This window comes from Pacificibacter marinus (genome assembly GCF_900109555.1).
Classification (GTDB): domain Bacteria; phylum Pseudomonadota; class Alphaproteobacteria; order Rhodobacterales; family Rhodobacteraceae; genus Celeribacter; species Celeribacter marinus_C.
Map to the genome: position 1 here is coordinate 32840 of NZ_FNZV01000009.1, position 24516 is coordinate 57355.

Here is a 24516-nt window from a genome sequence, read left to right on the forward strand (position 1 = left end):
CCTGTTTAACGTCGCAGATTGGCCTTGGGAAGTCGTGCAACATGTCGCAGGGCTGTGCGTTTTTAGGGGGCTTTATGCGGCATCGATCAAATGCATGAAAGACCCCGCCACAGACCCGTTTATCAGACCCGTGGCTGCAAGCTGTGTTTCCATTGCGTCGCAGGCGGTGAACAGTGGCGTGCCATTTGCTTTTAGCGTGGTGGCATAATGAAATTCATGCGCGGTCCATCCCCCTTTGAAGGGGCCTGTGGCGGCCTGTACCTTGCGATACCCCAGGTGCAACTTTCGAGTTTCGAATGAGGTTTCGAGTGATAAAAGTCCCGCCATTTTATGGCGCTGTCCTTGGGCATCAATCATGCCATCGCCCAGAACCATATAGCCGCCGCATTCGCCGTAAACCGCGCGCCGTGCCGCCGCTTCGCGCAGGCCTTGCATGAAATGGTGGTTGTTTGACAACCGCCCTGCGTGCAATTCAGGATACCCTCCCGGCAAATAGGTCAATTCTGCAGGAGGTGGCGCTTGATCAGCCAAGGGGGAAAATGTTGTAATTTCAGCCCCTTGATCGCGCCAATCTTGCAAAAGGTGCGGGTAGGCAAAGGCAAAGGCATCATCTTGCGCCACAGCGATGGTTTGCGCGGGCGGAAGGGTGCGAGGGGTGAATGTGGCAGGGGTGATTTTCGCCACACAGGCCATAAGACCCGCAACGTCTACATGAGCGTCAATCACATCGGCCGCGACTTCAAGAAATTGGTCCAAATCACTGCGTTCACGGGCTTGCACAAGGCCCAAGTGACGGTCCGGATGAGCAATGGCTCGGCTGCGTGGCACTGTGCCAAATATGGTCACGCCAAGCGGTTTGAGTGCGCGCAAAAGCATATCGCGGTGCCGGTCAGACCCAACGTTGTTTAAAATCAGCCCTGCAATTTTCACGGTTGGATCATGGCCGATAAACCCCGCCACAAGCGGTGCGATGCTTTGCGCCATACGCCCTGCATCCACGACCAAAATCACCGGAATATTCAACTGTCGCGCCAAATCAGCACAAGCGCCTTTGCCATCGCGCGCGGGATCAAGATGAGGCGCGCCATCAAACAGGCCCATCGCGCCCTCAATGATTAAAGTGCTGTCTTGTGGGTAATTGCGACCTTGCGCCAATGAGGCAACGCGATCTGGCGTCATCGCCCAAGCATCCAAATTAAAACAAGGCTGGCCACAGGCGGCTTCGTGAAAGCGCGGATCAATGTAATCGGGGCCGGATTTCGCGCCACGCACCGCAGTGCCGCGCCGTGTTAAAGCGCGCAAAAGCCCCAGTGTTATTGTTGTTTTACCAGCACCAGAGCTTGGTGCAGCAATGAGCAGGCCATGGCTCAATTGCGCTCTTCAGCGGGTTTTCCGCGTCCCAGTGGATCAAGATTACGGGGGGCTTCGCCGCGCTCCAAAGCTTGCCAATCCAACACTTGTCGCATCAATACAGAACGGCCGACGCAGATGATCGCAGGCGGGCCCATTTCGGTATTGGCAATATCATCAAGCATGGTGCCAAGCGTGGTTTCCAACACTTTTTGGTCGGGTGTGGTGGCTTGCGATACAATCGCGACAGGTTCATCGACACTGCGCCCAGCACCAAGCAACCCATCACGGATCGCGGGCGCATGTTTCATGCCCATATAGATGACCAAAACGCCAGAGGCGCGTGACAGAGCATCCCAATCCAGCGTTTTTGTGACTTCGCCAGTTTGATCGTGACCGGTGACAAAGGTAACGGCTTGGTTCACATCGCGGTGGGTCACAGGAATGCCCGCATAGGCCAGCCCGCCGATCCCCGCCGAAATGCCCGGCACGATGCGCACATTGACGCCATGTTGGATCAGGGTTTGCGCTTCTTCACCGCCACGACCAAAGACAAACGGATCGCCACCTTTGAGGCGCAGCACGCGTTTGCCCGCTTTGGCCAAGTCGACCAATTGCAACGAAATATCCGCTTGTTTGGCCGAAGGTTTGCCGCCACGTTTACCCGCGTAGATTTTTTCCGCGTCGGGATGTGCCCACTCTAAAATCTCTGGCGCGACCAAAGCATCGTAGACAATAACATCCGCTTGACGCAGCGCATTGATAGCATGAACAGTCATAAGACCAGGATCGCCCGGCCCAGCGCCACACAGCCACACCCAGCCCGGTTTTAAAGTGGGCCAGTTTCCAGTCGGTAAAGAGAGTGTTGATTCTTCCATATGCGATTTATGACCGACTGAGCGGTTGTGTAAAAGGCTTTGCTGCGCCTTGTTGTGGGGCTGTGTACAAGAAAACGCATGGCAATTCGCCTCAGGCCCGTTTTATAGTCCCTGTGATGAAAGATGATCCCAAACCATTGCGCCGCGGCTGGACCACGGGCGCTTGTGCCACCGCAGCCACGCGTGCGGGGTTGATGGCGCTGTGGGGCGAGGGGTTTCCCGAAAAAGTACGGATTACGCTGCCCAAAGGCGAACGTCCCGAATTTGAGTTGTCTTATACCACGTCTGGTCCTGATTGGGCCGAGGTCGGCATTATTAAAGACGCAGGCGATGATCCTGATGTCACTCACGGCGCTGAGATTCGGGTGCGTGTGTCGCGTTCAAGCGGCGGCGTTGTATTTAAAGCGGGGGCAGGGGTTGGCACAGTGACCAAAGCAGGACTGCCCATTGGGGTGGGTGAACCCGCGATCAACCCTGTGCCGCGTGAGATGATGCGTGCGCAAGTGACCGAGATGGCCGCGCGTTTAGGGCAGGTGCCTGATATTGAGATCACGGTGTCTATTCCTGATGGCGATACCATCGCGCTGAAAACATGGAACCCGCGTTTGGGCATTGTTGGCGGCCTGTCTGTGCTTGGCACCACTGGCGTTGTGCGGCCGTTTTCTTGCGCGGCTTGGATCGCATCCATTCACCGCGGCATTGACGTGGCCCGCGCCGAAGGGTTGACGCATTTGTCTGGCTGTACGGGCACGACATCAGAACGTATCGTGCAAGCGCACCATAACCTGAGTGATGCGGCAATGCTGGACATGGGCGATTTTGTTGGTGGGATGTTGAAATACCTCGTCAAACACCCTGTTGAACGTGTGACCATCGGCGGTGGTATCGGCAAACTGGCAAAGCTGGCCCAAGGCGCGATGGATTTGCATTCCAAACGCGGGCAGGTGGATTTGGCGTTTTGGGCAGACAGGCTTGGCCTGCCAGACATCGCATCCGCCAATACCGCGCTTGATGCCACTCAGATTGCAGGGCCTGTATTTGCCCAAAGCGTTGCCGAATTAGCGCTTGAGACCGTCAATGCGCGTTTTAAAACCGCCACTGACGGCGCATCCATTTCCTATGATATTGTGGTTATCGACCGCGCTGGGGCCATTTTGGCCACGGCGTCTTAGAAAGAATGTTCTATGATTTTACTTTTGGCGGGCACGGCAGAGGCACGCAATCTGGCGGGCTATATGAAAGACGCGGGTTTGGCCTGCACCGCGTCATTGGCGGGGGCAACACGCAATCCATTTGATTTGAGCGTGCCGACGCGCAGTGGCGGCTTTGGCGGGGCACAGGGGTTTAACGCCTATTTGGACGCTGAAAACATCACCGCCGTGATTGATGCCACGCATCCATTCGCTGAACACATCACCGCACGCACAGCCAAAATTTGTGCCGAGCGTGATATTCCCTATTTGCGGTTCGAGCGCGCGCAATGGATTTCACGCACTGGGGACTCGTGGCACCGCGCTGACAGCTATGCGGATTTGGACCGTCTTATCCCAAAAGGCGCGCGCGTGTTTGTGGCCACGGGGCGTCAAAGCCTGTCGCACTATGACCATTTGCAAGATCGTCACCTGATGTGCCGTGTGATTGATACGCCTGACGCGACATTTCCCTATCCTTTGGGAGAATGGATCATCGGTCGGCCACCGTTTTCGGAAGCATCAGAGCGTGCGACGTTTGAACAATTTAAACCCGATTGGCTTGTGGTCAAAAACGCTGGCGGGGCCTCTGGCAAAACCAAATTGGCCGCCGCGCGCGCTTTGGGCATTCACGTGGCAATGATGACGCGGCCCAACGCGCCTGTGGGGATTGAACGACGCGAACAGGTTTGTGATGCTTTGGAATGGGCGGAACAGCACGGATGAGGCGGATCACCTGTCAGGCAGATGTTGATCAAGACGCCCATTGCTTGGCCGTGATGCACGCACAGTTTGCCGTGGCATTGACCCAAACAGGCACTTTGCCTTTACGTTTGCGATCTGACGGGTTTGAACCTTTGCTGTCTGCTATTGTCAGTCAGCAGGTTTCTGTAGCGTCGGCCAATGCCATTTGGTCTCGTGTCTGTGCGGCAGATATGCACAAGGCTGCCAATGTTCTGACCGCCAGCGATGACGATCTGCGGGCTTGCGGGTTATCGCGGCCAAAAGTGAAATATGCCAAAGCTTTGGCTGCGGCGGATCTTGATTTTAATGCTCTGCGCCACGCCCCCACAGATCAGGTCATCACGATTTTGACCCAAATAAACGGCATAGGCCGCTGGACGGCTGAGATTTATGCGATGTTTTCATTGGGGCATGCAGATGTGTTCGCGGCCAACGATTTGGCGCTACAAGAGGCGGCTAAAATCTTGTTTGAATTGGACGCACGGCCAAATGAAAAACAAATGCGCGCTTTGGCTGAAGACTGGGCACCCTATAGGTCTGTTGCAGCGCGACTTTTATGGGCCTATTACCGTGTTGTGAAAACCCGCGAAGGAATACGGTGATGGCAGTGCTCGACAGTAAGATTAAAGAAAGCCAATCAGGCTCGGCTCACTCAGTGGTCGTGTTTTTACACGGTTATGGCGCCAATGGCGCAGACCTTTTGGGGTTGGCTGATCCTATGGCGGAACATATGCCCAACACTGTGTTCTATTCACCAGATGCACCGGAACAGTGCATTGGCAATCCCGCTGGTTTCCAGTGGTTTCCTATCCCTTGGATTGATGGATCATCCGAAGAAGAAGCCAGCGCAGGCATGGAACGCGCTGCGGCAGAATTAAACGCCTATTTGGACGATATCTTGGTCGATCTTGATCTTGAGCCCGCACAAATGGCAATTGTCGGATTTTCCCAAGGAACAATGATGGCCCTGCATGTCGCACCACGTCGCGAAGATGCCGTGGCTGGCGTTGTCGGTTTTTCAGGCCGCTTGCTGGAGCCAGAAATGTTAACGGATGAGATGCGCGTTAAAATGCCAGTTTTGCTGGCGCATGGTGACGAAGACGACGTGGTGCCATCGCAGTCTATGCCCGATGCCGTGCAAGCGCTTGAAGCTGCTGGGTTTGAAAAGGTCTACGCCCATGTGATGGAAGGCACCGCGCATGGAATCGATCCTGATGGTCTGTCTGTTGCGCTGGCGTTTTTGCGTGAACAGCTTGGATACGAGTAAACACAGCGGGCGCATGGGGCTGTAAAACGTCTTATTTCTTTGGTTTTTAGAGTTTCTACGTGGGATTTAGAAAAAATTTAGGATTTTAACAGTATTGTGACGATGCCGCTTGACGCGCTTCTTCATATTGTTACGCTTCGATTAACAACCAGTTAGGGGACTATACCATGGATATGTTTTTCATTTTGAGCGCTGCAGTTTTCGTTGTTTTGGGCTTAGGTGTCATTGGTCGTCCTCAGCCACAACGCCGCGCTATTCGCGTACCTGTACAAAACAAGCGTCGCTAGGCTGGCCGTTTCGTCACCACAGTTCATCATGCGCAAAGCAAGCCGTGGTTCGAATTGATAGCTGATGATTTAAGTTGATTGGATCGCATGTTACGCATGCGGTCTTTTTTTGTGCGATACGTCATATTCATGTCATTTGCAGCGGCTAAATACCCTCGTAAGACCCGCGATATATAGAGGGCTTGCCAGCAACAAACCCCGATATATAGTGTGATTAAGTCTAGGACGAAGTCCTACTGCGGATTTCAGTCTCAGGCCTGCAGAATGCAAGGCGCAATTGGAGCCGCTGTGATGGACGCTGACTTTAGAACTGACTTCGTCAAAGAACCCTATGCCCGCAAAGCAAACCCCGCTTTGGTGCTGAATGCCGACTATCGGCCATTGTCGTATTACCCTTTATCCTTATGGCCGTGGCAAGAAGCCATAAAAGCGGTTTGGTTGGACCGCGTTGAAATTGTGGCCCAATACGACCAAGTGGTGCGCAGCCCCAGTCGCGAGATTAGAATCCCGTCTGTTGTTGTTCTCAAAGATTATGTCAAACCTCAAAAGCGCGTGGCCTTCACGCGCTTTAATTTATTTTTGCGCGATGAATTCTGCTGCCAGTATTGTGGATCCAAGGGCAACCTAACCTTTGATCACGTCATTCCACGGGCACGGGGCGGGATCACATCATGGGAAAACGTCGTGGCGGCCTGTCAAAAGTGCAATTTGCGCAAAGGGTCTAAATCGTTGCGCCAAATAGGCATGCATCTGCGCAAAACACCGCGCGCGCCGGAATGCGAACAATTGCGCAATGTGGGGCGGAAATTCCCGCCAAACCACCTGCACGACAGTTGGATCGATTTTCTGTACTGGGATTCAGAACTGGAAGCTTAGCTTCAGGTCTATGCCGAACAAGACGCGCCGCCCAAAACGTAAAACTTGACACAATGCGGATTGCTCAAAGCCACTGTTGCACGGGTGTCGCCTTTGGTTGTCACTTTAGGGTCGATGAATTTTTCACCATGCGGCCAAGAAGGATGCTGTGCGTCAAAGTCTTTCATACGTTCGCCCATTGTGACTGGTTTCAACCGTGGTATGCATTTTTAATGCTTGTAGAAAAGGGTGTTTATCCCAATCAACACGATTGTGAAATTGTTGTATATGGCATGCCAAATTGAATAGAGGACGAATGCCGAAACGGGTGCTAGACTTTATTTGGCAGGGCAGATAAACCCAACACGTTAGCGCTAACGACACTTTAAATAGCCTTTTCGCAGCGTCAAACACATAGGTGAAGGCGGCAAGCCCAGACAAAGCGCCGCTGTAGCGCACAAAGGAGACACATCATGGTTTCACGCGTCATTCCAGTCGACGATTTCGATTTGGTGATTTTTGGGGGCACGGGCGATTTGGCCCGTCGCAAAATTTTACCCGGTTTGTACAGACGGTTTTGTGCCGGTCAAATGCCAGCTGAGGCGCGCATTATCGGCGCAGCCCGCTCGGATTTTGGCACGCCAGAATTTCGCGATATGGTCCGCGATGCGATCCATGAGTTTTCGGAAAAAAACGACTGCGACGAGCAAAAGATCGAACAGTTTTTGGCGCAACTTCACTATGTCACCATTGATGTTATGGGCGAGGGCGGCTGGTCTGAGCTAAAGGATTTGATGCGCGACGGTATCGTCAAAGCATTCTATTTTTCAGTGGCTCCCAAATTGTTTGGCGCTATTGCAGAGCGCTTGCATCTGAAAGGGATTTCCGATCAAGACAGCCGCATTGTGGTTGAAAAACCCTTTGGCCGTGATTTGGAAACCGCGAAAGCGTTGAACGCCGATTTGGCGGCGCATTTCGACGAAACACAGATTTACCGTATCGATCACTACCTTGGCAAAGAAACCGTGCAAAACCTGATGGCTGTGCGCTTTGGCAATATTTTGTTCGAACCGTTGTGGAATGCGCAATACATTGATCACATTCAAATCACAGTGGCCGAAACAGTTGGTGTTGGTGGGCGTGGCGAATATTACGACCGGGCAGGCGCGATGCGCGACATGGTACAAAACCACTTGATGCAACTGTTGTGTTTGATCGCAATGGAACCGCCTAGCAAGTATGATCCTGACGCCGTACGCGACGAAAAACTTAAAGTTATCCGCGCGTTGGAACCTATTGCCCCCCATCACATCGTGCGCGGTCAATATGATGCAACAGACACAGAACAATCGTACCGCGAAGATGCCGGTGATCCTAAATCGCGCACAGAAAGCTATATCGCGCTGCGCTGTATGATTGCCAATTGGCGGTGGGCCAATACACCCATTTACATCCGCACAGGCAAGAAACTGAAAGCCCGCGCATCGGAAATCGCAGTGGTGTTCAAAGACACACCGCATTCCATTTTTGGCGAGGAAGCTGGCAAGCACGCCAATGTGTTGCGCATTCGTTTGCAGCCTAATGAGGGCATGACGTTGCAAGTCACCATCAAAGAACCTGGCCCCGGTGGGATGCGTCTTGTGGATGTGCCGCTGGATATGTCTTTTGCTGACGCTTTGGGTGATGAGGATGATGTGCCGGACGCCTACGAGCGCCTGATCATGGATGTGATCCGTGGCAACCAAACCCTGTTTATGCGTGGCGATGAAGTAGAAGCAGCATGGGCGTGGACCGATCCACTGATCAACGGTTGGACAGCGCGCAATGATGTGCCGAAACTCTATGATGTCGGCTCTGCTGGCCCTGATGATGCGGCCTTGATGCTCAAACGTGAAAACCGTGTCTGGCGGGAGATCAAAGAATGAAGTTTATTGAATACACAGACCGCGACGCATTGATGCTTGATCTGGCTGATATCATTGCTGGCGAATTGGCCACCGCGCTAGAACATTCCGACCGTGCGTCTTTGTGTGTGCCGGGCGGGACAACGCCGGGGCCGATTTTTGATACGCTGTCTGGGGTAAATTTGGCGTGGGACCGCGTTGATGTGCTGCTCAATGACGAACGCTGGGTGCCTGAAAGCTCGGAACGTTCAAACACCGCACTGCTTAAACGACGCTTGGTGACGGGCGCTGCAGCTGGGGCCAATTTGATTCCACTTCACACTGATGTTGCAACTCCCGAAGAGGGGTTGAACGGTTTGATGCCCGCTGTTGAGGCGGCGCTACCACTGAATGTTTTGGTGCTTGGCATGGGCACAGATATGCACACCGCCAGCCTGTTCCCCGGTGCAGATCAACTTGAACTGGGCTTGTCTGACGCAGCCCCGACTTTGCTTGCGATGCGTGCCCCCGGCGCGCCGGAACCCCGGATAACATTGTCAGCTAAGGCATTGAAATCAGCAGTTTCCACGCACATTCTGATCACAGGTCCCGACAAACGTGCTGCGCTTGAACGTGCGCAAAAATTAACCCCACTTGAGGCGCCAATTGCAGCATTTTTGCAAGACGCACAAGTGCACTGGGCCCCGTAACCTCAGTGGCAGGGCACAGAAGTGACCTGTCATTTTTATGCGCCTTCTAAATATTAGGAGAGCATAAATTGTTTTAGGCTAAACAAGGCTGTGCCTTGATAGGAGATACCATGCCTGTTGATTTTTCTGGATTGAAATCACTGCAAACCGCGGCAAAAGATCGTCATATTCTGGATTTGTTCGCTGCAGATGACGCACGCGCACAGTCCTTTTCTGCGACATCCGATGGATTGCTTTTTGACTACTCCAAAACCAACATAGATGCCGATCAAAAAGCCGCTTTGATTGGTCTTTTGGATACTGCGGGCGTGGCAGGCAAACGCGACGCGATGTTCAGTGGTGATAAAATCAATGACACCGAAGGCCGCGCAGTCTTGCACACGGCTTTGCGCAATCTTGATGGGGATGACATCTTTGTTGATGGCGCTGGCGTCATGGACGGTGTGCGCCGCACTTTGGCGCGTATGGATGATTTTGCAGATCGCGTGCGCCGTGGCGAGATTACGTCGTTCTCAGGTGCGGCCTTTCAAGATGTCGTAAACATCGGGATCGGCGGCTCTGATTTGGGGCCGGTGATGGCCTATGAAGCCTTGAAACCCTACATCGACGGTCCGCGGTGCCATTTTGTATCGAATGTGGATGGCGCTCATATCCATGATGTTTTGCGAGGACTTAACCCGCTGACAACGCTGGTGATTGTTGCGTCCAAAACATTCACCACTATTGAAACAATGACCAATGCCGAGACAGCAAAGAAATGGCTATTGGCCAGCACTGGCGAAGAAGGCATTTCCCACCACTTTGCAGCCTTGTCCACCGCACGCGATAAAACGGCCACGTTTGGTATTGATCCTGATCTTGTCTTCGGGTTCGAGGATTGGGTTGGTGGGCGTTATTCTGTCTGGGGGCCGATTGGTCTGCCATTGATGATTGCGATTGGGCCGCAAAATTTCGCAAAATTCTTGCGCGGTGCGCAGTCCATGGACGTCCATTTCAAAACCGCACCATGGGATGAAAACCTACCCGCGCTGCTGGCTTTGACAGGGATTTGGCACAACCAGATCTGCGGTCACGCGACCCGCGCTGTTTTGCCCTACGAACAACGCCTTGTGCGCTTGCCTGCTTATTTACAGCAGCTTGAAATGGAAAGTAATGGCAAACGCGTCTCTATGGACGGCGAAGATTTACCATTTAATTCTGGGCCAGTCGTCTGGGGCGAGCCGGGCACCAATGGCCAACACGCGTTCTACCAACTTATTCACCAAGGCACCCGTGTCATTCCATGTGAATTCATGGTGGCGCGCTATGGTCATGAAAAAGGGTTGGAGCATCAGCACGAACTGCTTGTCTCAAACTGTTTAGCCCAATCCGAAGCTCTCTTGCGGGGGCGATCTTTGGACGAAGCGCGCGCGATCATGAGTGCAAAAGGTGTCGAGGGCGACGAATTAGAACGCCAAGCACGCCACCGTGTGTTCCCTGGCAACCGCCCGACAACTACATTAGCCTATGACCTCTTAACGCCCTATGTTTTGGGGCAAATCATCGCTTTGTATGAGCACCGCGTTTTTGTTGAAGGCGTGATTTTGGGTATCAATTCGTTTGACCAATGGGGGGTAGAGCTTGGCAAAGAACTTGCCGTGGCGCTGCAACCTGTTGTGGCTGGCACGCAAGATGGTGCTGGCAAAGATGGGTCAACGTTGAATCTTGTGAAGTTTTTGCAAGTCTAAAAACGATACGTTTCAATTCAATAAGCCCGCAGCGTTAAACCTGCGGGCTTATTTATGTTGGCCAATCGCTTTTCAGCCAAGGCTTTATCCAAAGAGATTGCCAAATTTCATTGCTGTCGCGGCATCGCCTTTGACCTTAAGTTTTCCAAACATCACAGCTTTCATAGGGTTCAACGTGCCCTCTAAAATTTGGGTCAAAGTATCTTGCGATGAAAAAATCGCGCAGTCCGCTTGTGCGTCTGAAATCTGCGCGTCTGAGCCAGAGATCAAAATGTTGCCGATATCTTTGATCCGCAAACTTACGGATTTTTCAAAGGTTTCATTGGTCAACCGCGTGACAAGTGCATCTTTGGCTAAGGCTAGAAAATCGCTCATACATCTCTCCTGTTTGCACAAGAGTTATGGGGTGGGGCGCTTCGATAATAGTACGACGCTACGTCTATTTCTCATAATTATCTAAGAAGTCACTCGGATACGCAGTTTAAAACAGATGCGCCTACGTTCCTTTTTTAGCGTTTTCTCAACGTTCATATCTTCACGTCAAAGCAATTGTTGCAAAGGCAATGGAACTTTATGGCTTGCCGCCAGTTGATATTCCAGAACGTAGAAAAACGAAAGCAGGAGCTTTTCATGGAATATGGCATCTTAGGCCTCTTGGTCTTCATCGCGGATATTTACGCAATCTTTAATATTTTCTCGAGCCGCGTCTCTGTCGGCGCGAAACTGCTTTGGACACTTCTTGTACTCATCCTGCCTGTGGTTGGCTTTATCATTTGGTTCATTGCTGGCCCGCGCGGTTCGGCTGCCAAAGTCTAATCGCAGCTCAAAACGTCACAATAATGCCATCGGCCGTGCTCAACCGCTGATGCATCTATTAATAAACGTAAAAAGGAGACCGCTATGAATTGGGATCAAGTCGAAGGTAAATGGAAAGAAATGTCCGGCAACATCAAAGCCAAGTGGGGCGATTTGACGGATCAAGAACTGACTGAACTCGACGGTAACCGTGAGGCGCTTGAAGGTAAAATTCAAGCGAAATATGGTAAAACTAAAGAGCAAGCCAAGCAGGAAGTCGATGACTTTTTGAACGGAAATTAAGTACCTGGGCCGCCTGATCGGGTGGCCCACACCTTGGGTCTGTCTTTGATGGCAGGCGATACATTTGGAGAGTTACATGAACCGTATTATTTACCTTGTTGGCCTCGTTGTTGTTGTTTTGTTTGTTCTTGGGTTTTTAGGCCTAAGGTGAACGCAATCAACACATTTACTGCGATAATAATGCGCCACGTGATCACCTTTTTCGTCACCTTGCTCGCGACCTGTTCAATTGCACAGGCCGAAAAAGTCGGAAACGTTGATGTTGATTGGCTCGGAAATGACCTTGTCATCGAAGCCTTTTCTGACCCAAAAGTCGAAGGGGTAACATGCCATGTGGCGTATTTTGATCGTGGTCTCATTGACCGCCTTCAAAACGGCAACTGGTTTGAAGATCCATCAAATTCAGCACTGTCGTGCCGTCAAACTGGCGCCCTGACAGTGGGTGACATCGACCTATCGGATGAAGGTGAAAGCGTCTTTTCCGAGCGCCGTTCAGTAGTCTGGAAATCACTGAGCGTGAAACGGATTTTCGATAAAAAGAATCAAACACTGGTTTACATCTCGCACGCCCGCGAGGTGCAAAACGGCTCTGCAAAAATGTCTATTTCGACAGTTCCTTTGTTTCAAAAGCCCTAGTTCAAAGCGCGTTTGCAGGTATCCGAATGAACAGCGCCTTATTCTGAGGGACCTGACGCGCTATTAGGTCTGGTGCTCTGGTTCAGATGAAAAATCTACTTACTTTTTTTATCGTATTTTGACACAAACAATCCGTTAGAGAGGGTATTCTATACGAATGACCTGCCGCAACGGCATGCGAATCAATTTATTGATTCGTGCCTTGTAAGACCAAATTGTTTCTCAATTGTGCAGTAGTTGTCATTTTCTAGATTTATTGTTGACATCATCCGCCCAAAGTAGGCCGATCCATTTCTGTAAATCGTATCAAATCGTCAGCGACGATGATTAGGGGGATATATTTATGATATTCCCCCTATATTTTAAAAAAAACATCAAAATGACTGCTTTTAACTCCCTGAAAAGTATACGATTTAATCTAATATTTACGCTAGGGAAGGTAAGTGATTTCACGCAAAAATCTCTTAAAATACCCTCATGAAAACCCTGTTAACTGCTGTTTTTATTTATTTTTTTCAAATATTGACGTTTTAATGCTTAAAAGACCTTTTGAGGTCACAAAGTTTTCTAATAAAAGGATCGAGCCCTGCTGGGGGCATTTGAATTGGCCGCGGGGGCAGCCACGTAACTTAGGCGACCTGAGAAGGCTATATGACGTACGTGTTCGTGCGAAACGGATGTTTTTTGCATTCCGTGACAGCAGTTAAGCGACATGTAAATTCGTTAACGGATTGGATCAATTTGGATCCGTTTGATATGCATTCTCATTTTGCCAAACGTGGCCGATGTAGCCTTTGGGTGTTTAGTTAAGTTCGGTTTGGTCGGATATATATTTGGTAGGAGAGATTGAAATGACATTTTGGTGGAATTGTGGATCAAGCCACACGCATGACTCAGGCTCTACACCGTCCGGCCAAGATGGCATCGGTTTTGGTGATCCTGCTGCCCAAAACCTTGTTGGTCTTTGGGACTTCTCAGATGGAGCTGCGAAAGCTGATACAGGCCTAGCAGATGGCATCGCGCAAAACGGCACGTATATAGGGGATGCATCCTATTCCACAGACGCCTTGCGTTTAGGCGGCAATGGTCGTTTTAGCGTCAGCGGTGATGACGATCCGTTTGATTTGGACGAAGGGACCATTATGGTTCAGTTCAACCAGTCCTCACAGGTTGGCTCGTCCCCAGATACAATCGTTTCACGTGGTGAATACGCAGACCGTGGCTCAGAAGGCTATTTCAACATCCAAGTGACCGCGCAGGGCGCAGTGACTGTTTATCACAATTCCGGCGAAAAACTGTCTCTCTCTACAGACAACGGGTTTTTCTCTACGGGCGACGAAGTGCGCGTGGCCTACACATGGGATGAAGACGGCACGGGAACGTTCGTTGTTGAAAACGTGACAGATGGCACAAGCTACTCTGAAGATTTCGACAGCACGGGTCTGTCCATGGATATCGGCGACAACGATAACCAGAATTTCACCTTCGGCGCGCGTGAATCTGATGATGGGTCTTATGACCAGTACTTTAATGGCCACATCGATTACGTGGCCGTTTTCAATGCTGATGTTGTCAATACCAACGGCGATGGCATTGTTGAAGGTACCGATGGCGACGATTTGATCGACATTACCTACACTGGCGACCCTGACGGCGACATGATCGACAACAACGATGCTTTGCTTGCCGGCGAAGAGGGCGATGACGATATCGTTTTGGCTGGGGCAGGGGATGACACTGTTCTGGCTGGCGCGGGCCACGACGAAGTCTATGGTGGCTCAGGCGACGATACGATCAAAGGCGGCGCAGGAGATGACCTTTTGGTCGGCGATGGTGGCACGAGCGTCCGTGTAGCAACGGGTGAAACTGTTCGCGAAAGCTTTGAGTGGGATCTTGCGGGCGTGTCCAATCAGGGCAACTTGGGGGAATTCACCCAAGACACCGGCAATGTCGATGTCAGCTTTTCGTATGACACCACCGGTAGCACGCAGACACAGTTCTCGTCCCAAACGCAAAAAGTGCACAGCATCGATACCGATGGCACAGGTGCTGATGCAAACAGCGCAATGGGGTCCGTGACAAATGGTCAAGGCAACACTGGCACATATGAGCTGGGCTTTTCTGACGCCGTAGAAGACGTATCTTTCCGGATCAACGATATCGACCAAGATGGCGTTGTCAAAGTGACGGCATATGACGCCGCGGGCAATGAGATCAATGTCGATCTGACAGGTGGATATAAAGTCACCTTAATCGACAGCGATGGTCAATTCGGTGTTGATACCGCCGACAGCGAAGGCGGCAGCGGTCAAAATACAAGTCATGAATATTCAGTCTTGGTTGATGTTCCGGGGCCTGTTTCGCGGATCGTGATCGAGCACACACAAGACGGTTCCAACAATTCTGGCATCTCTGTTACTGATGTTTACTACGATGCTCCGATCTATGAACTTGTTGATACTGCAAGCACTTCAAACGGTGATGATATTATCGACGGCGGTGACGGCGATGATACGATCTATGGCGATTCAATAACCGATGGTGATGGTGCCTCCAGTGGCACAACCGATAGCCTGACACTAAAGATTGATAGCAAGAACTCGTCCGCAAATGGCAACGTTTTGGTCGAAGTCACCGGCACTGACGGCAGCGTCACGGTTCAAACCATTGTCACAGATTACGGCAACAACGTCGGCAACTCCTACACCGTGAACCTTAACGATGGGGACACTGTTCGGGTTGGCATCGCTACCAACGGTGAAACGCATTGGTCAAACGTCAGCAGTGATGCCCAGACGACCAACGTGACCGAAAACAGTGCGACATTGAATTTCGAAGACTGGACGGACAACGACTATAATGACGTCGTGATCACTGCCTCTGTTGTGGGCGATGTCACGTTGCCCACAACAGGTGGTGACATCAGCGGAGTTGCGGTTAGCGGTGGTGATACCATCACTGGTGGTGCAGGCGACGATACAATTTACGGTCAAGGCGGCGCAGACACCATCACGGGCGGCCAAGGGGCTGACACGATGTCCGGCGGCGATGATCGCGATACATTCATCGTTGACAGCACCGGTGATGGCATAGGCGATGTGATCGACGGCGGTGAGGGCGGCGATGACTACGATACGCTCAACCTCACTGGGGCAGGGCCCTTGAATGTGGTCTATACCTCTTCTGACAACGAAGATGGGTATGTTGAATTTCTCGATGGTGCTGGCGGTTCTGTCACAGGCACGCTGACATTCTCCGAAATCGAAAACGTCATTCCCTGTTTCACACCAGGTACGATGATTGCCACACCGCAAGGCGAGCGTGATGTCGCAACACTTAAAGTGGGTGATAAAGTCATCACACGGGACAATGGCCTTCAAGCAATCCGTTGGGTTGGTGTGAAAACTTTGTCAGCAGCTGAGGTAATGTTGCGCAAAGATCTATGCCCTGTGATAATCCGTCAAGGTGCGTTGGGCAATGGGTCGCCTGAACGCGATATGATGGTGTCTCCAAACCACCGTATGCTGGTCGCTTCTGAAAATGCGTCGATCTATTTTGATAATCACGAAGTGCTTGTGGCTGCGAAATACCTGACCCAGATGGATGGTGTGGACTTTATGACAGCCAAAGGCGTGACATACATCCACGTGATGCTTGATCGTCACGAAGTGATCCTTGGGGATGGCACATGGTCTGAAAGCTTCCAGCCGGGTGATTTCACTTTGGCCGGTATTGGCGAAGATCAGCGCGAAGAAATTTTTTCGCTCTTCCCTGAATTACGTGAAAAATCAGGCCGTGGGCATTACGAGACAGCACGCCGTGTTTTGCGCAAACATGAGGCCGAATTGCTGATGTCTTAATCCGACATCCCAGATACTTTTCCCGAATGCCGGTCTAAGGGCGCGGCATTCGGGGGGTATTCAGTGCAAATTGTTTCTAAAACCGTTACAAAAGCCGGTCATATGTGTGGTCGTTTCATTTATGAAAATAACCACACGCATTTGTGTTGTTGTCCCTTTTTTTACCCTCCTCGCTATATTAGCGGGCAAATTAATAATCTCTTAATTAAAATCAGTGCCTTATAAATCATTAGATCAGCAACAAAATGACGTCAGCGGTTCCCCTTCTCAACCAATCTGCAACAATGTTCCGACAATGAAAATTACGCCACCTGATCCCCTTTCTGAACTCTATAATCGCGGTTAAAAGAAACTAAGTTTGACGATTAATCTCTTCAGAGATTTCCGATTCGCATCTAAAAATTTGATTGTGGGCGATGGTATGCCCGGCAGAGGTAGGCACCTAAAATGGCTGACATTAATGGCGACAACGACGACAATACTCTAAATGGCACAAATGCCGATGACACCATTAATGGTCTCGGCGGTGATGATACAATCAACGGCGGTGCTGGCAATGATACGCTTTACGGCGACGCTGGCAACAGTTTGGACTCCAGTGGACTAGATGCAAGCGCACTCACGCTTTCCAATTCCAACTTGGTATACGACAGTTCATACGGTAATAATAATGCCCACCCTGGCGACAAAGCTATCTACAAAAATGTTGCCCAGTTGGAAGACGGAACATGGATTTCAGCACGCTTGGTGCTCGTTTCTACATCAGATTCAAGTCTGAATGTCGACTTGAGCGGTGGCGAAGGGTTTGAAATTCTTCTGAATAGCGGTAATGGATCTTCAAAGTACGACAAGGGCGAAACCGCTACATTCCGTTTGGAATTCTTTGATCCTACAACCGGCGATCCCGTTTCTATAAATTCCACAGCCACGTTCAATGATATCGACCGAAATTCGGTTGGAGATGTTGAAGCAGTTTCAGTTGATGCAGCCTCTTTTACCAGTTTTGGGACAAGCAGCCAAACATCACTTGATGTGAACAACAATGGAAGTTCCGTCGTTGCCTCGGGCACCGAAACCAATAGCCCTGATGATCAGGATGCATGGTTTTCTGCCGAATTCGAAAATCAAAGCTCAATCACATTTACGCTGACAACACGGTCTACCCAATCAGGGTTTTCTATGAACGGGGACCTTATTGACGACGTCGTTGTCACACCGCTGATCCCCGGCAATGACATAATCGATGGCGGCGATGGCAACGATGTCATCTATGGCGAAGACGGTGATGATACACTCACCGCTGGTGCAGGCTACGACCTCCTCTACGGTGGCGAAGGCAATGACACACTTTACGGTGGCGGTGAAAACGACGAACTGCACGGCGGCAACGGCGCAGACACCATTGTGGTCAACTCTGTAGGCACCACGTCCAACCCCAACAACACCACAGTTTACGGCGATGGGGATGGCGACGCGACAGACCAAGATACGCTTGATGTCTCATGGTTTATTGAAAACGGCTACAGCATTTCGCATCATGTTCAAAATCCCGATGATGATGGAAATGGGTTTACGGGGCAAATCACGTTTCATAACGAAGAAACGGGCGAAACTGCCAACGTCAACTACAATGATATCGAAAATTTTGTCATCTGCTTCACGCCAGGCACGGCCATTGCAACACCAAAAGGCGAAGTGGCAGCTGAGATGTTGAAAGAGGGCGATAGAGTTTTCACCCGTGATAACGGTGTGCAAGAAATCCGCTGGGTTGGCCAAAAAGATGTTACACAGACCGATTTTGCCGGGCAAAACTCACTTGCACCAGTGATGATCCAAAAGGGCGCTTTGGGCAACGGGTTGCCAGAACGCGACTTGATGGTTTCACCACAACACCGCGTTTTGCTGAGCTCTGATCGGGCACAGCTATACTTTGAAGACCGCGAAGTTCTGTCACCTGCCATTCATTTGGTCGGCATGCCGGGCATCACACGCGTGCGCCCTGCTCGGACCTCATACATTCACTTCTTGTGCGACAATCACGAGGTTGTTTTGTCAAATGGCGCTTGGACTGAAACCTTCCAGCCGGGGCAAGCCTCATTGCAAGGATTGCAGTCTGCCCAACGTGACGAAGTCTTTACACTGTTTCCAGAACTTGCCACGCAACACGGTTTGAATAACTATGAATCGGCACGCAAGTCTTTGAAAAGATACGAAACACAATTGTTTCTTGCCAGCTAAATCAGGAAAATACCTGAATTGATCTGAAAACAAGGCGGCTTTAGAGCCGCCTTATTGCATTTTCGATATATGAAAAACGTTGCAGCCATTTCCCGAAAGAGACGGCAAAATAAAAGGGCGCGCCGCTTTTGCAGCACGCCCTGTAATCAAGCTTTTAAGGCGATTGTTTAGCGTTCTGGCAAAAGCCCACGCGGGTTAAACCGCAGCACAAACAGCAGCACCAGCCCCATCGTGAGCGGCCGGATGTAAACCATACGATCCAAAATGGTCTCTTTGATTATATTGTCATCCGCCATACCAGAGGTCACAACCTCGGCAACAAAGCGTCCAATCGGTTCGACTTCAACCCAGAGGAACCAGATGAACAAACCGCCCAACACGGCGCCCCAGTTGTTGCCAGACCCGCCGACAATCACCATCACCCATACAAGAAAGGTAAAGCGCAGCGGTTGGTAGGACGACGGCGTCAGTTGACCATCCAATGTGGTCATCATCGCGCCAGCCAAACCACAAATCGCAGCGCCGAGCACAAAGATTTGCAAGTGGCGGCCAGTCACGTTTTTGCCCATAGCTTCAGACGACACTTCGTTGTCGCGGATCGCACGCATCATCCGGCCCCAAGGCGAATTGAGTGCCAATTGCATCGCTGTGATAAGCAGAAAAATCACAGCTAAGAATAGACCCGCATAGCACAATTTCACGAAAATGCTTGATGCTGTGACCGGATCAGCACCGATGTTTTGCGCAAAACCGATGAACCACTCACTTTGCTGCAAGTCGATTTCATAAGGAACTGGGCGCGGTAGACCGATAACATTTTTAACGCCGCGGCCCAGCCAATCTTCGTTTTTAAGCACTGCTATGATGATCTCGGCGATCCCCAAAGTGGCAATTGCCAGATAGTCAGAGCGCAGTCCCAAAGCCGTTTTAGCAACCAACCACGCGGCCCCTGCAGCAAACAAACCACCCACGGGCCAAGCGATCAACACAGGTAGACCAAGCCCGCCAAGGTTGCCTGAAATGGCGGGATTTACGGCTTCAATCGCGGCAACAGCCGGATCGAACACAGCGCGGAAGATAAAGAACCCAGCAATCAACCAAGCGGCAATGATCACACTGCGCAACGTGCCTTTCGCAAGCTTTTTCCACAGAACAATAGCGCCAACGATTGCCCCAATGCCGATCGCAAGCGCCAGCAACACGCGCAGTCCGCCAGCTTGCCAAGCTTCGCCAACAGGAGAGGTCGATACCAACACAACGGCCAGACCGCCAAGCGCGACAAAGCCCATAACACCAACGTTAAACAGGCCGGCAAACCCCCATTGAAGGTTCACACCAAGCGCCATAATCGCAGAAATAAGCCCCATGTTCAAAATGAACAAAGCTGAATTCCAAGATTGCAGGACACCCACAGCGATGATGAGCGCGGCCATAACGCCAAAATATAACGGCGCGCGATTTGCAGTATTCGAGGTTTGAATGTGAGACTGGCTCATACCGATTTCCCCTTAAACAGGCCTGTTGGTTTGAACAACAAGACGATGATCAATATCGCGAAAGACACCGCGAATTTGTAGTCGGTGGACAAAAGTTGCACCAATCCGTCGGGGGCCCAACCATCTGGTCCCAAATAGGTGACAACCTTTTTGAAGGCATAGGTCAGCGTTACTTCGGAAAACGCGATGACAAACCCGCCTGCAATCGCCCCCAAGGGCGACCCAAGTCCGCCGACGATGGCAGAGGCAAAGATAGGCAACAAAAGCTGCATATAAATGAATGGCTTAAAGGATTTATCAAGTCCATAAAGCGTGCCTGCAATGGTCGCCAAAGCGGCAACAATGAGCCATGTAATGGTCACGACACGCTCAGGGTTGATGCCTGAGAGCAGCGCCAAATCTTCGTTATCGGAATAGGCGCGCATGGATTTACCTGTGCGAGTTTTGTTCAAAAACCAGAATAAAGCCGCAACAACAAGGATTGCAGTGACCACTGTGATCACTTGTGTCGTGCGAATGGCCAGACCTTCGGACAAGCCAGTCATGGTTTTAAAGTCGCGGGCCGTGATAACGAAACGTTCGCCGTCGGCAAAGCGTCTGTCATCAGTACCAACGATCATGCGAACCGCGCCGTTCATCACGAACATAACGCCCATAGAGACAATCACCAACATCACAGGAGCAGCTTTCACCTTGCGGTAAAAACGGTACACTGTGCGATCCGTGATCAGCACCAAAGCCATTGTGCAAAGAATGGCAAAGGGCAGGGCGAGCAGGGCGGTGGGCAAGGGCCCAAAGCTGATGCCAACCGATTTCATGGCCGCAGTGATCAACACAACGAACATCGTGCCAAATGCCATGGTGTCACCATGCGCAAAGTTGGAAAAACGCAAGATGCCGTAGATCAGTGTGACGCCAAGTGCACCAAGTGCAAGCTGAGCGCCATAAGCTGTGCCGGGGACAAGTACGAAGTTCGCAAATGCCACTAAGGCGTTGAGAATATCCATCAATTCACCCTCTCACATGTACCCTGAAAATAGGTTTCTTTTTGTGTACCTTGAACATCCGGCACGCGGTGCATCAGAGTGAATTCACCATCTGAATAGATTTCGAGGTCATAGTGTCCGCCGCCTTTTTGCGCAAAGTGACCTGTCATTTGGCCTGCGATCGCAGTTACAGACCCTGTTAGGGTTTGGCCGTTGTCAAATTGCATATCGCCGTCTTGCGCTGTGCCACGTTTAAAATGCAGCGGTGCCGCACCATCGCGGCAGTTTTGCGCGCTGCCTTCGCAAATTTTATCTGTCAAACAAAACAGGTCTGTCGGCAGTTCGGATTTTTGGTTTTCTTGATAAGATGTGTAGACGTAAATCGGCACGCCCACAGCGATCGGGGCCAATGCGAGGGCAGGGAGGATCATTTTATTCATGCCTCAGCCCCCCAAGAACGTGCGGCGCACTTCAGGGTTCGCGAGCAAGGCTGCACCTGTGTCGGTATAGGCATTCGTGCCTTGCACCAAAACATAGCCTTTGTCCGCAATATCGAGCGCTTGTCGTGCGTTTTGTTCCACCATCAACACCGCGATGCCCGTTTTGGCCACCTCGATAATGCGGTCAAACAGTTCGTCCATCACGATGGGGGAAACGCCCGCAGTTGGCTCATCCAGCATCAACAATTTAGGTTGGGTCATCAAAGCGCGGCTTACCGCCACCTGTTGACGTTGACCGCCCGACAATTCACCCGCGTTTTGATGACGCTTGTCATAAACTGCAGGGAAAATTTCATAGACCTGTTCCAACGTCGTCTTGTAGTCATCGGTGCGAATAAACGCGCCCATTTCAAGGTTTTCTTCGACGCTCATGGTTGGGAAAATATTGCTGGTTTGCGGCACAAACCCCATGCCTTTGTAGACACGTTCTTGCGGGGACAATTTGGTGATGTCTTCGCCGTCAAGCACAACAGACCCAGTGTGGATGTTGAGCATACCGAACACGGCCTTCATAGCGGTGGATTTACCAGCGCCGTTTGGCCCAACAATCACAGCAATCTCGCCTTTTTCGACCGACAATTCGCAATCATGCAAAATATCAGCGCCGCCGTATCCACCCGTCATGTGCGTGGCACTTAGATAGCTCATTGGGTGCCCTCCGCGGTTGTGGATGTTGGGATAGCGTCTTTTGTCAGACCTTCGGTGGCCTCTTTATTTTTGATGCCAGTGCCGAGGTAGGCTTCGATCACTTGTTCGTTTTGCATGATGTCTTCGGCAGATCCCGTTGCCATCACTTGGCCTGCGGCCATAACGATCACCGGATCACAGAGCATTTTGATGAACTCCATGTCGTGTTCGATCATGCAAAACGTATAGCCGCGCTCTGTGTTCAAACGTTTGATCGCATCCGCAATGGTGTACAAAAGGGTGCGGTTCACGCCCGCGCCGACTTCGTCCAAAAACACGACCTTAGCATCCACCATCATGGTGCGACCAAGTTCGACAAGCTTTTTCTGACCGCCGGAAATATTGCCCGCTTTTTCATCTGCAATATGAGAAATCGTCAGAAATTCAAGAACTTCGTCTGCTTTTTCGCGCAGAGCCGCTTCTTCAACAGCGATTTGGCCGCGCTTAAACCATGCGTTCCATAGGGTTTCACCGCATTGATTTGCAGGAACCATCATCAGGTTTTCACGCACAGTCATAGTCGAGAATTCATGCGCTATTTGAAAGGTGCGCAGAATGCCCTTGTGAAACAATTGGTGCGGTTTCAGTCCGGTGACGTCTTCGCCATCAAACAAAACTTGGCCGCTTGTGGGCGTAAGAACGCCCGCGATACAGTTAAAAAGCGACGTTTTTCCCGCGCCATTCGGACCGATGAGACCCGTAATGGAACCTTCCTTGATGGAAAGCGATGCCCCGTCCACCGCGCGAAAACCGCCGAAATGCATGTGTAGATCACGCACTTCGATCATGTGATTATCCCCTTGATTGCCCAGTTTTTTGAAATCTGGTTACGCAAACAGCCCGGAAATAAATTCCGGGCTGTTTGAAAAATCTAAACGATTAGCGGTAGCCAACAGTTACGATTTTGCCATCTTTAACTTCGATTTCACGGTAGGAACCTGCCGCTTCACCGGGTTCAATCAACTCTGCAGCTGTGCCGCCGACATAGTCGATTTCGCCACCAGCTGCGAGAATATCAAGCGCTTTTTCCAGTTCACCTGGAAAGATTTCTTCGCCGGGTGCATTGGCAACGCCCATCACAAAGTCTTTGTAGACTTGTGGATCAGATGATCCAGCCGCTTGCATGGCAAGCAACATCAAAGCGCCGGCGTCATATGATTCAGGCGCGTATGGAGCAGTGCCGTTGTAGCCGTTTGCTTCGCCAATCGCGACGAGCATTTCGCCACCAGGGGAATCAGAACCCGGAACTTGACCTGTTGCGCCTTCGATTTCTGTACCAAAGCGGTCTTCGATAGAAGAACCGACCATCGCGTCAGGCAAGTGGAAACGATCAAACGCGCCAGTGTCGAGAGCTGCACGGATGATGCCCGGTCCGCCTTGGTCAAGGTAGCCAACAACCACAAGAACGTCACCACCAGCAGAAGCCAATGCGCCAACTTCAGCAGAGTAATCCGCTTTGCCGTCTTCGTGGGATGTGTTGATTGTGACTGTGCCGCCCATTTCTGTGTAGGACGATTCAAATGCGTCAGCCAAACCTTTGCCGTAGTCGTTGTTTGTGTAAGTCACAGCAACGGATTTCACGCCTTTTTCAAGCAGAGATTCTGCCATAACTTGACCTTGGCGCGCATCGGATGGCGACGCACGGAAGAACAAACCATTGTCTTCGATGGTTGTGAGCGATGGGGATGTCGCGGATGGTGAGAACATGACCATGCCGTTTGGCACAGCAACGTTGGTCAATGCAGCGCCCGTCGCGCCAGAGCAGAGCGCACCGATGAGGCCAGAGATGCCGTCAGACGTGATCATGCGTTCCGCAACAGATGAAGCAACAGCCGCATCAGTACATGTGGAATCACCTTCAACCAGTGCAACAGTTGTGCCGCCAAGGAATTTACCGCTGTCGGAAATTTCTTTCACAGCTGCGCGCACGCCGCCCGCCATGTCAGGTGCCAAAGATTCAGCAGGACCAGAAAAACCAAGCATAAGGCCCAGTTTGATTTCGTCGGCGTATGATGCGCTGGCGATAAGTGTAGAGGCCGCAGTGGCCAGTAGAATTTTCTTCATTTTTAAACTCCCAGTGTTGGAACATTGTCCTGACTTGAGCCTAGAACGTGTAATTCCAAA

Annotated in this window: 23 protein-coding genes; 13 read left to right on the top strand and 10 right to left on the bottom strand. The window is 51.2% G+C overall.

The window, feature by feature from the left end:
* Positions 1-72: 72 nt before the first annotated feature.
* Together BM025_RS12170 and cobA are read right to left on the bottom strand one after the other, a co-directional pair.
* Positions 73-1371 (bottom strand): cobyrinic acid a,c-diamide synthase CobB, encoded by a 1299-nt coding sequence (locus BM025_RS12170; RefSeq protein ID WP_085849840.1) that lies wholly within the window; start codon positions 1369-1371, stop codon positions 73-75.
* Positions 1368-2228 carry a uroporphyrinogen-III C-methyltransferase gene (gene cobA, locus BM025_RS12175; RefSeq protein WP_085849841.1) on the bottom strand — a complete coding sequence of 287 codons (861 nt, stop codon included), beginning with the start codon at positions 2226-2228 and terminating at the stop codon, positions 1368-1370. Before cobA ends, BM025_RS12170 begins: the two co-directional genes overlap by 4 nt.
* A 116-nt stretch (positions 2229-2344) precedes the next feature.
* On the opposite strand from cobA, the gene BM025_RS12180 reads away from it, so the two are divergent.
* From BM025_RS12180 to BM025_RS12200, 5 genes are all read left to right on the top strand, one after another.
* The gene (locus BM025_RS12180; protein WP_085849947.1) at positions 2345-3400 is read left to right on the top strand and encodes a cobalt-precorrin-5B (C(1))-methyltransferase; all 1056 of its coding nucleotides are present in this window, start codon (positions 2345-2347) and stop codon (positions 3398-3400) included.
* Positions 3401-3412: 12 nt separating this feature from the next.
* On the top strand, positions 3413-4144 hold the full coding sequence (locus tag BM025_RS12185; protein WP_085849842.1) for a cobalt-precorrin-6A reductase: 732 nt from the start codon (positions 3413-3415) through the stop codon (positions 4142-4144).
* Positions 4123-4764, top strand: coding sequence for a DNA-3-methyladenine glycosylase family protein (locus tag BM025_RS12190; RefSeq protein WP_085849843.1), 642 nt, complete (start codon positions 4123-4125; stop codon positions 4762-4764). Before BM025_RS12185 ends, BM025_RS12190 begins: the two co-directional genes overlap by 22 nt.
* Positions 4764-5429 (top strand): alpha/beta hydrolase, encoded by a 666-nt coding sequence (locus BM025_RS12195; RefSeq protein ID WP_085849844.1) that lies wholly within the window; start codon positions 4764-4766, stop codon positions 5427-5429. The genes BM025_RS12190 and BM025_RS12195 overlap by 1 nt, the downstream gene beginning before the upstream one ends.
* Positions 5430-6007: 578 nt before the next feature.
* Positions 6008-6592, top strand: coding sequence for an HNH endonuclease (locus tag BM025_RS12200; RefSeq protein WP_085849948.1), 585 nt, complete (start codon positions 6008-6010; stop codon positions 6590-6592).
* 8 nt (positions 6593-6600) lie between these two features.
* Here BM025_RS12200 and BM025_RS19215 read toward each other — a convergent pair whose 3' ends face one another.
* Positions 6601-6759, bottom strand: coding sequence for a hypothetical protein (locus BM025_RS19215; RefSeq protein ID WP_170842188.1), 159 nt, complete (start codon positions 6757-6759; stop codon positions 6601-6603).
* A gap of 285 nt (positions 6760-7044) precedes the next feature.
* Here BM025_RS19215 and zwf point away from each other — a divergent pair, with 285 nt between their 5' ends.
* The 3 genes from zwf (at position 7045) to pgi (ending at position 10891) form a co-directional block, all read left to right on the top strand.
* Positions 7045-8496 (top strand): glucose-6-phosphate dehydrogenase, encoded by a 1452-nt coding sequence (gene zwf, locus BM025_RS12205; protein WP_085849845.1) that lies wholly within the window; start codon positions 7045-7047, stop codon positions 8494-8496.
* Positions 8493-9164, top strand: coding sequence for a 6-phosphogluconolactonase (gene pgl / locus BM025_RS12210; RefSeq protein WP_085849846.1), 672 nt, complete (start codon positions 8493-8495; stop codon positions 9162-9164). Before zwf ends, pgl begins: the two co-directional genes overlap by 4 nt.
* A 110-nt stretch (positions 9165-9274) precedes the next feature.
* Entirely contained in the window at positions 9275-10891 is a 1617-nt protein-coding gene (gene pgi, locus BM025_RS12215; protein WP_085849847.1) for a glucose-6-phosphate isomerase, read from the top strand.
* A gap of 84 nt (positions 10892-10975) precedes the next feature.
* Here pgi and BM025_RS12220 read toward each other — a convergent pair whose 3' ends face one another.
* On the bottom strand, positions 10976-11266 hold the full coding sequence (locus tag BM025_RS12220) for an SCP2 sterol-binding domain-containing protein (RefSeq protein WP_085849848.1): 291 nt from the start codon (positions 11264-11266) through the stop codon (positions 10976-10978).
* A 255-nt stretch (positions 11267-11521) separates the two neighbouring features.
* On the opposite strand from BM025_RS12220, the gene BM025_RS12225 reads away from it, so the two are divergent.
* From BM025_RS12225 to BM025_RS12245, 5 genes are all read left to right on the top strand, one after another.
* Positions 11522-11707 (top strand): PLDc N-terminal domain-containing protein, encoded by a 186-nt coding sequence (locus BM025_RS12225; protein ID WP_085849849.1) that lies wholly within the window; start codon positions 11522-11524, stop codon positions 11705-11707.
* Positions 11708-11791: 84 nt separating this feature from the next.
* The gene (locus tag BM025_RS12230; RefSeq protein ID WP_085849850.1) at positions 11792-11989 is read left to right on the top strand and encodes a CsbD family protein; all 198 of its coding nucleotides are present in this window, start codon (positions 11792-11794) and stop codon (positions 11987-11989) included.
* Between the two features lie 180 nt (positions 11990-12169).
* On the top strand, positions 12170-12625 hold the full coding sequence (locus BM025_RS12235) for a CreA family protein (protein ID WP_085849851.1): 456 nt from the start codon (positions 12170-12172) through the stop codon (positions 12623-12625).
* A gap of 851 nt (positions 12626-13476) precedes the next feature.
* Positions 13477-16485 (top strand): Hint domain-containing protein, encoded by a 3009-nt coding sequence (locus tag BM025_RS12240; RefSeq protein ID WP_085849852.1) that lies wholly within the window; start codon positions 13477-13479, stop codon positions 16483-16485.
* A gap of 447 nt (positions 16486-16932) precedes the next feature.
* Positions 16933-18723, top strand: coding sequence for a Hint domain-containing protein (locus tag BM025_RS12245; protein ID WP_085849853.1), 1791 nt, complete (start codon positions 16933-16935; stop codon positions 18721-18723).
* A 167-nt stretch (positions 18724-18890) separates the two neighbouring features.
* On the opposite strand, the gene BM025_RS12250 is transcribed toward BM025_RS12245, so the two are convergent.
* The 6 genes from BM025_RS12250 to BM025_RS12275 all read right to left on the bottom strand — a co-directional run bounded on the left by BM025_RS12250 (position 18891) and on the right by BM025_RS12275 (position 24456).
* Positions 18891-20219: a branched-chain amino acid ABC transporter permease gene (locus tag BM025_RS12250; RefSeq protein ID WP_085849854.1), complete on the bottom strand. Its 1329-nt coding sequence runs from the start codon at positions 20217-20219 to the stop codon at positions 18891-18893.
* Positions 20216-21226 carry a branched-chain amino acid ABC transporter permease gene (locus BM025_RS12255; RefSeq protein WP_085849855.1) on the bottom strand — a complete coding sequence of 337 codons (1011 nt, stop codon included), beginning with the start codon at positions 21224-21226 and terminating at the stop codon, positions 20216-20218. Before BM025_RS12255 ends, BM025_RS12250 begins: the two co-directional genes overlap by 4 nt.
* A complete protein-coding gene (locus BM025_RS12260) occupies positions 21226-21645 on the bottom strand; it encodes a hypothetical protein (protein ID WP_085849856.1) in 420 nt (139 codons plus the stop codon). The genes BM025_RS12255 and BM025_RS12260 overlap by 1 nt, the downstream gene beginning before the upstream one ends.
* A gap of 3 nt (positions 21646-21648) precedes the next feature.
* A complete protein-coding gene (locus tag BM025_RS12265) occupies positions 21649-22353 on the bottom strand; it encodes an ABC transporter ATP-binding protein (RefSeq protein WP_085849857.1) in 705 nt (234 codons plus the stop codon).
* On the bottom strand, positions 22350-23180 hold the full coding sequence (locus BM025_RS12270; protein ID WP_085849858.1) for an ABC transporter ATP-binding protein: 831 nt from the start codon (positions 23178-23180) through the stop codon (positions 22350-22352). The genes BM025_RS12265 and BM025_RS12270 overlap by 4 nt, the downstream gene beginning before the upstream one ends.
* Positions 23181-23271: 91 nt before the next feature.
* Positions 23272-24456 carry an ABC transporter substrate-binding protein gene (locus tag BM025_RS12275; RefSeq protein ID WP_085849859.1) on the bottom strand — a complete coding sequence of 395 codons (1185 nt, stop codon included), beginning with the start codon at positions 24454-24456 and terminating at the stop codon, positions 23272-23274.
* Between the last annotated feature and the right edge of the window lie 60 nt (positions 24457-24516).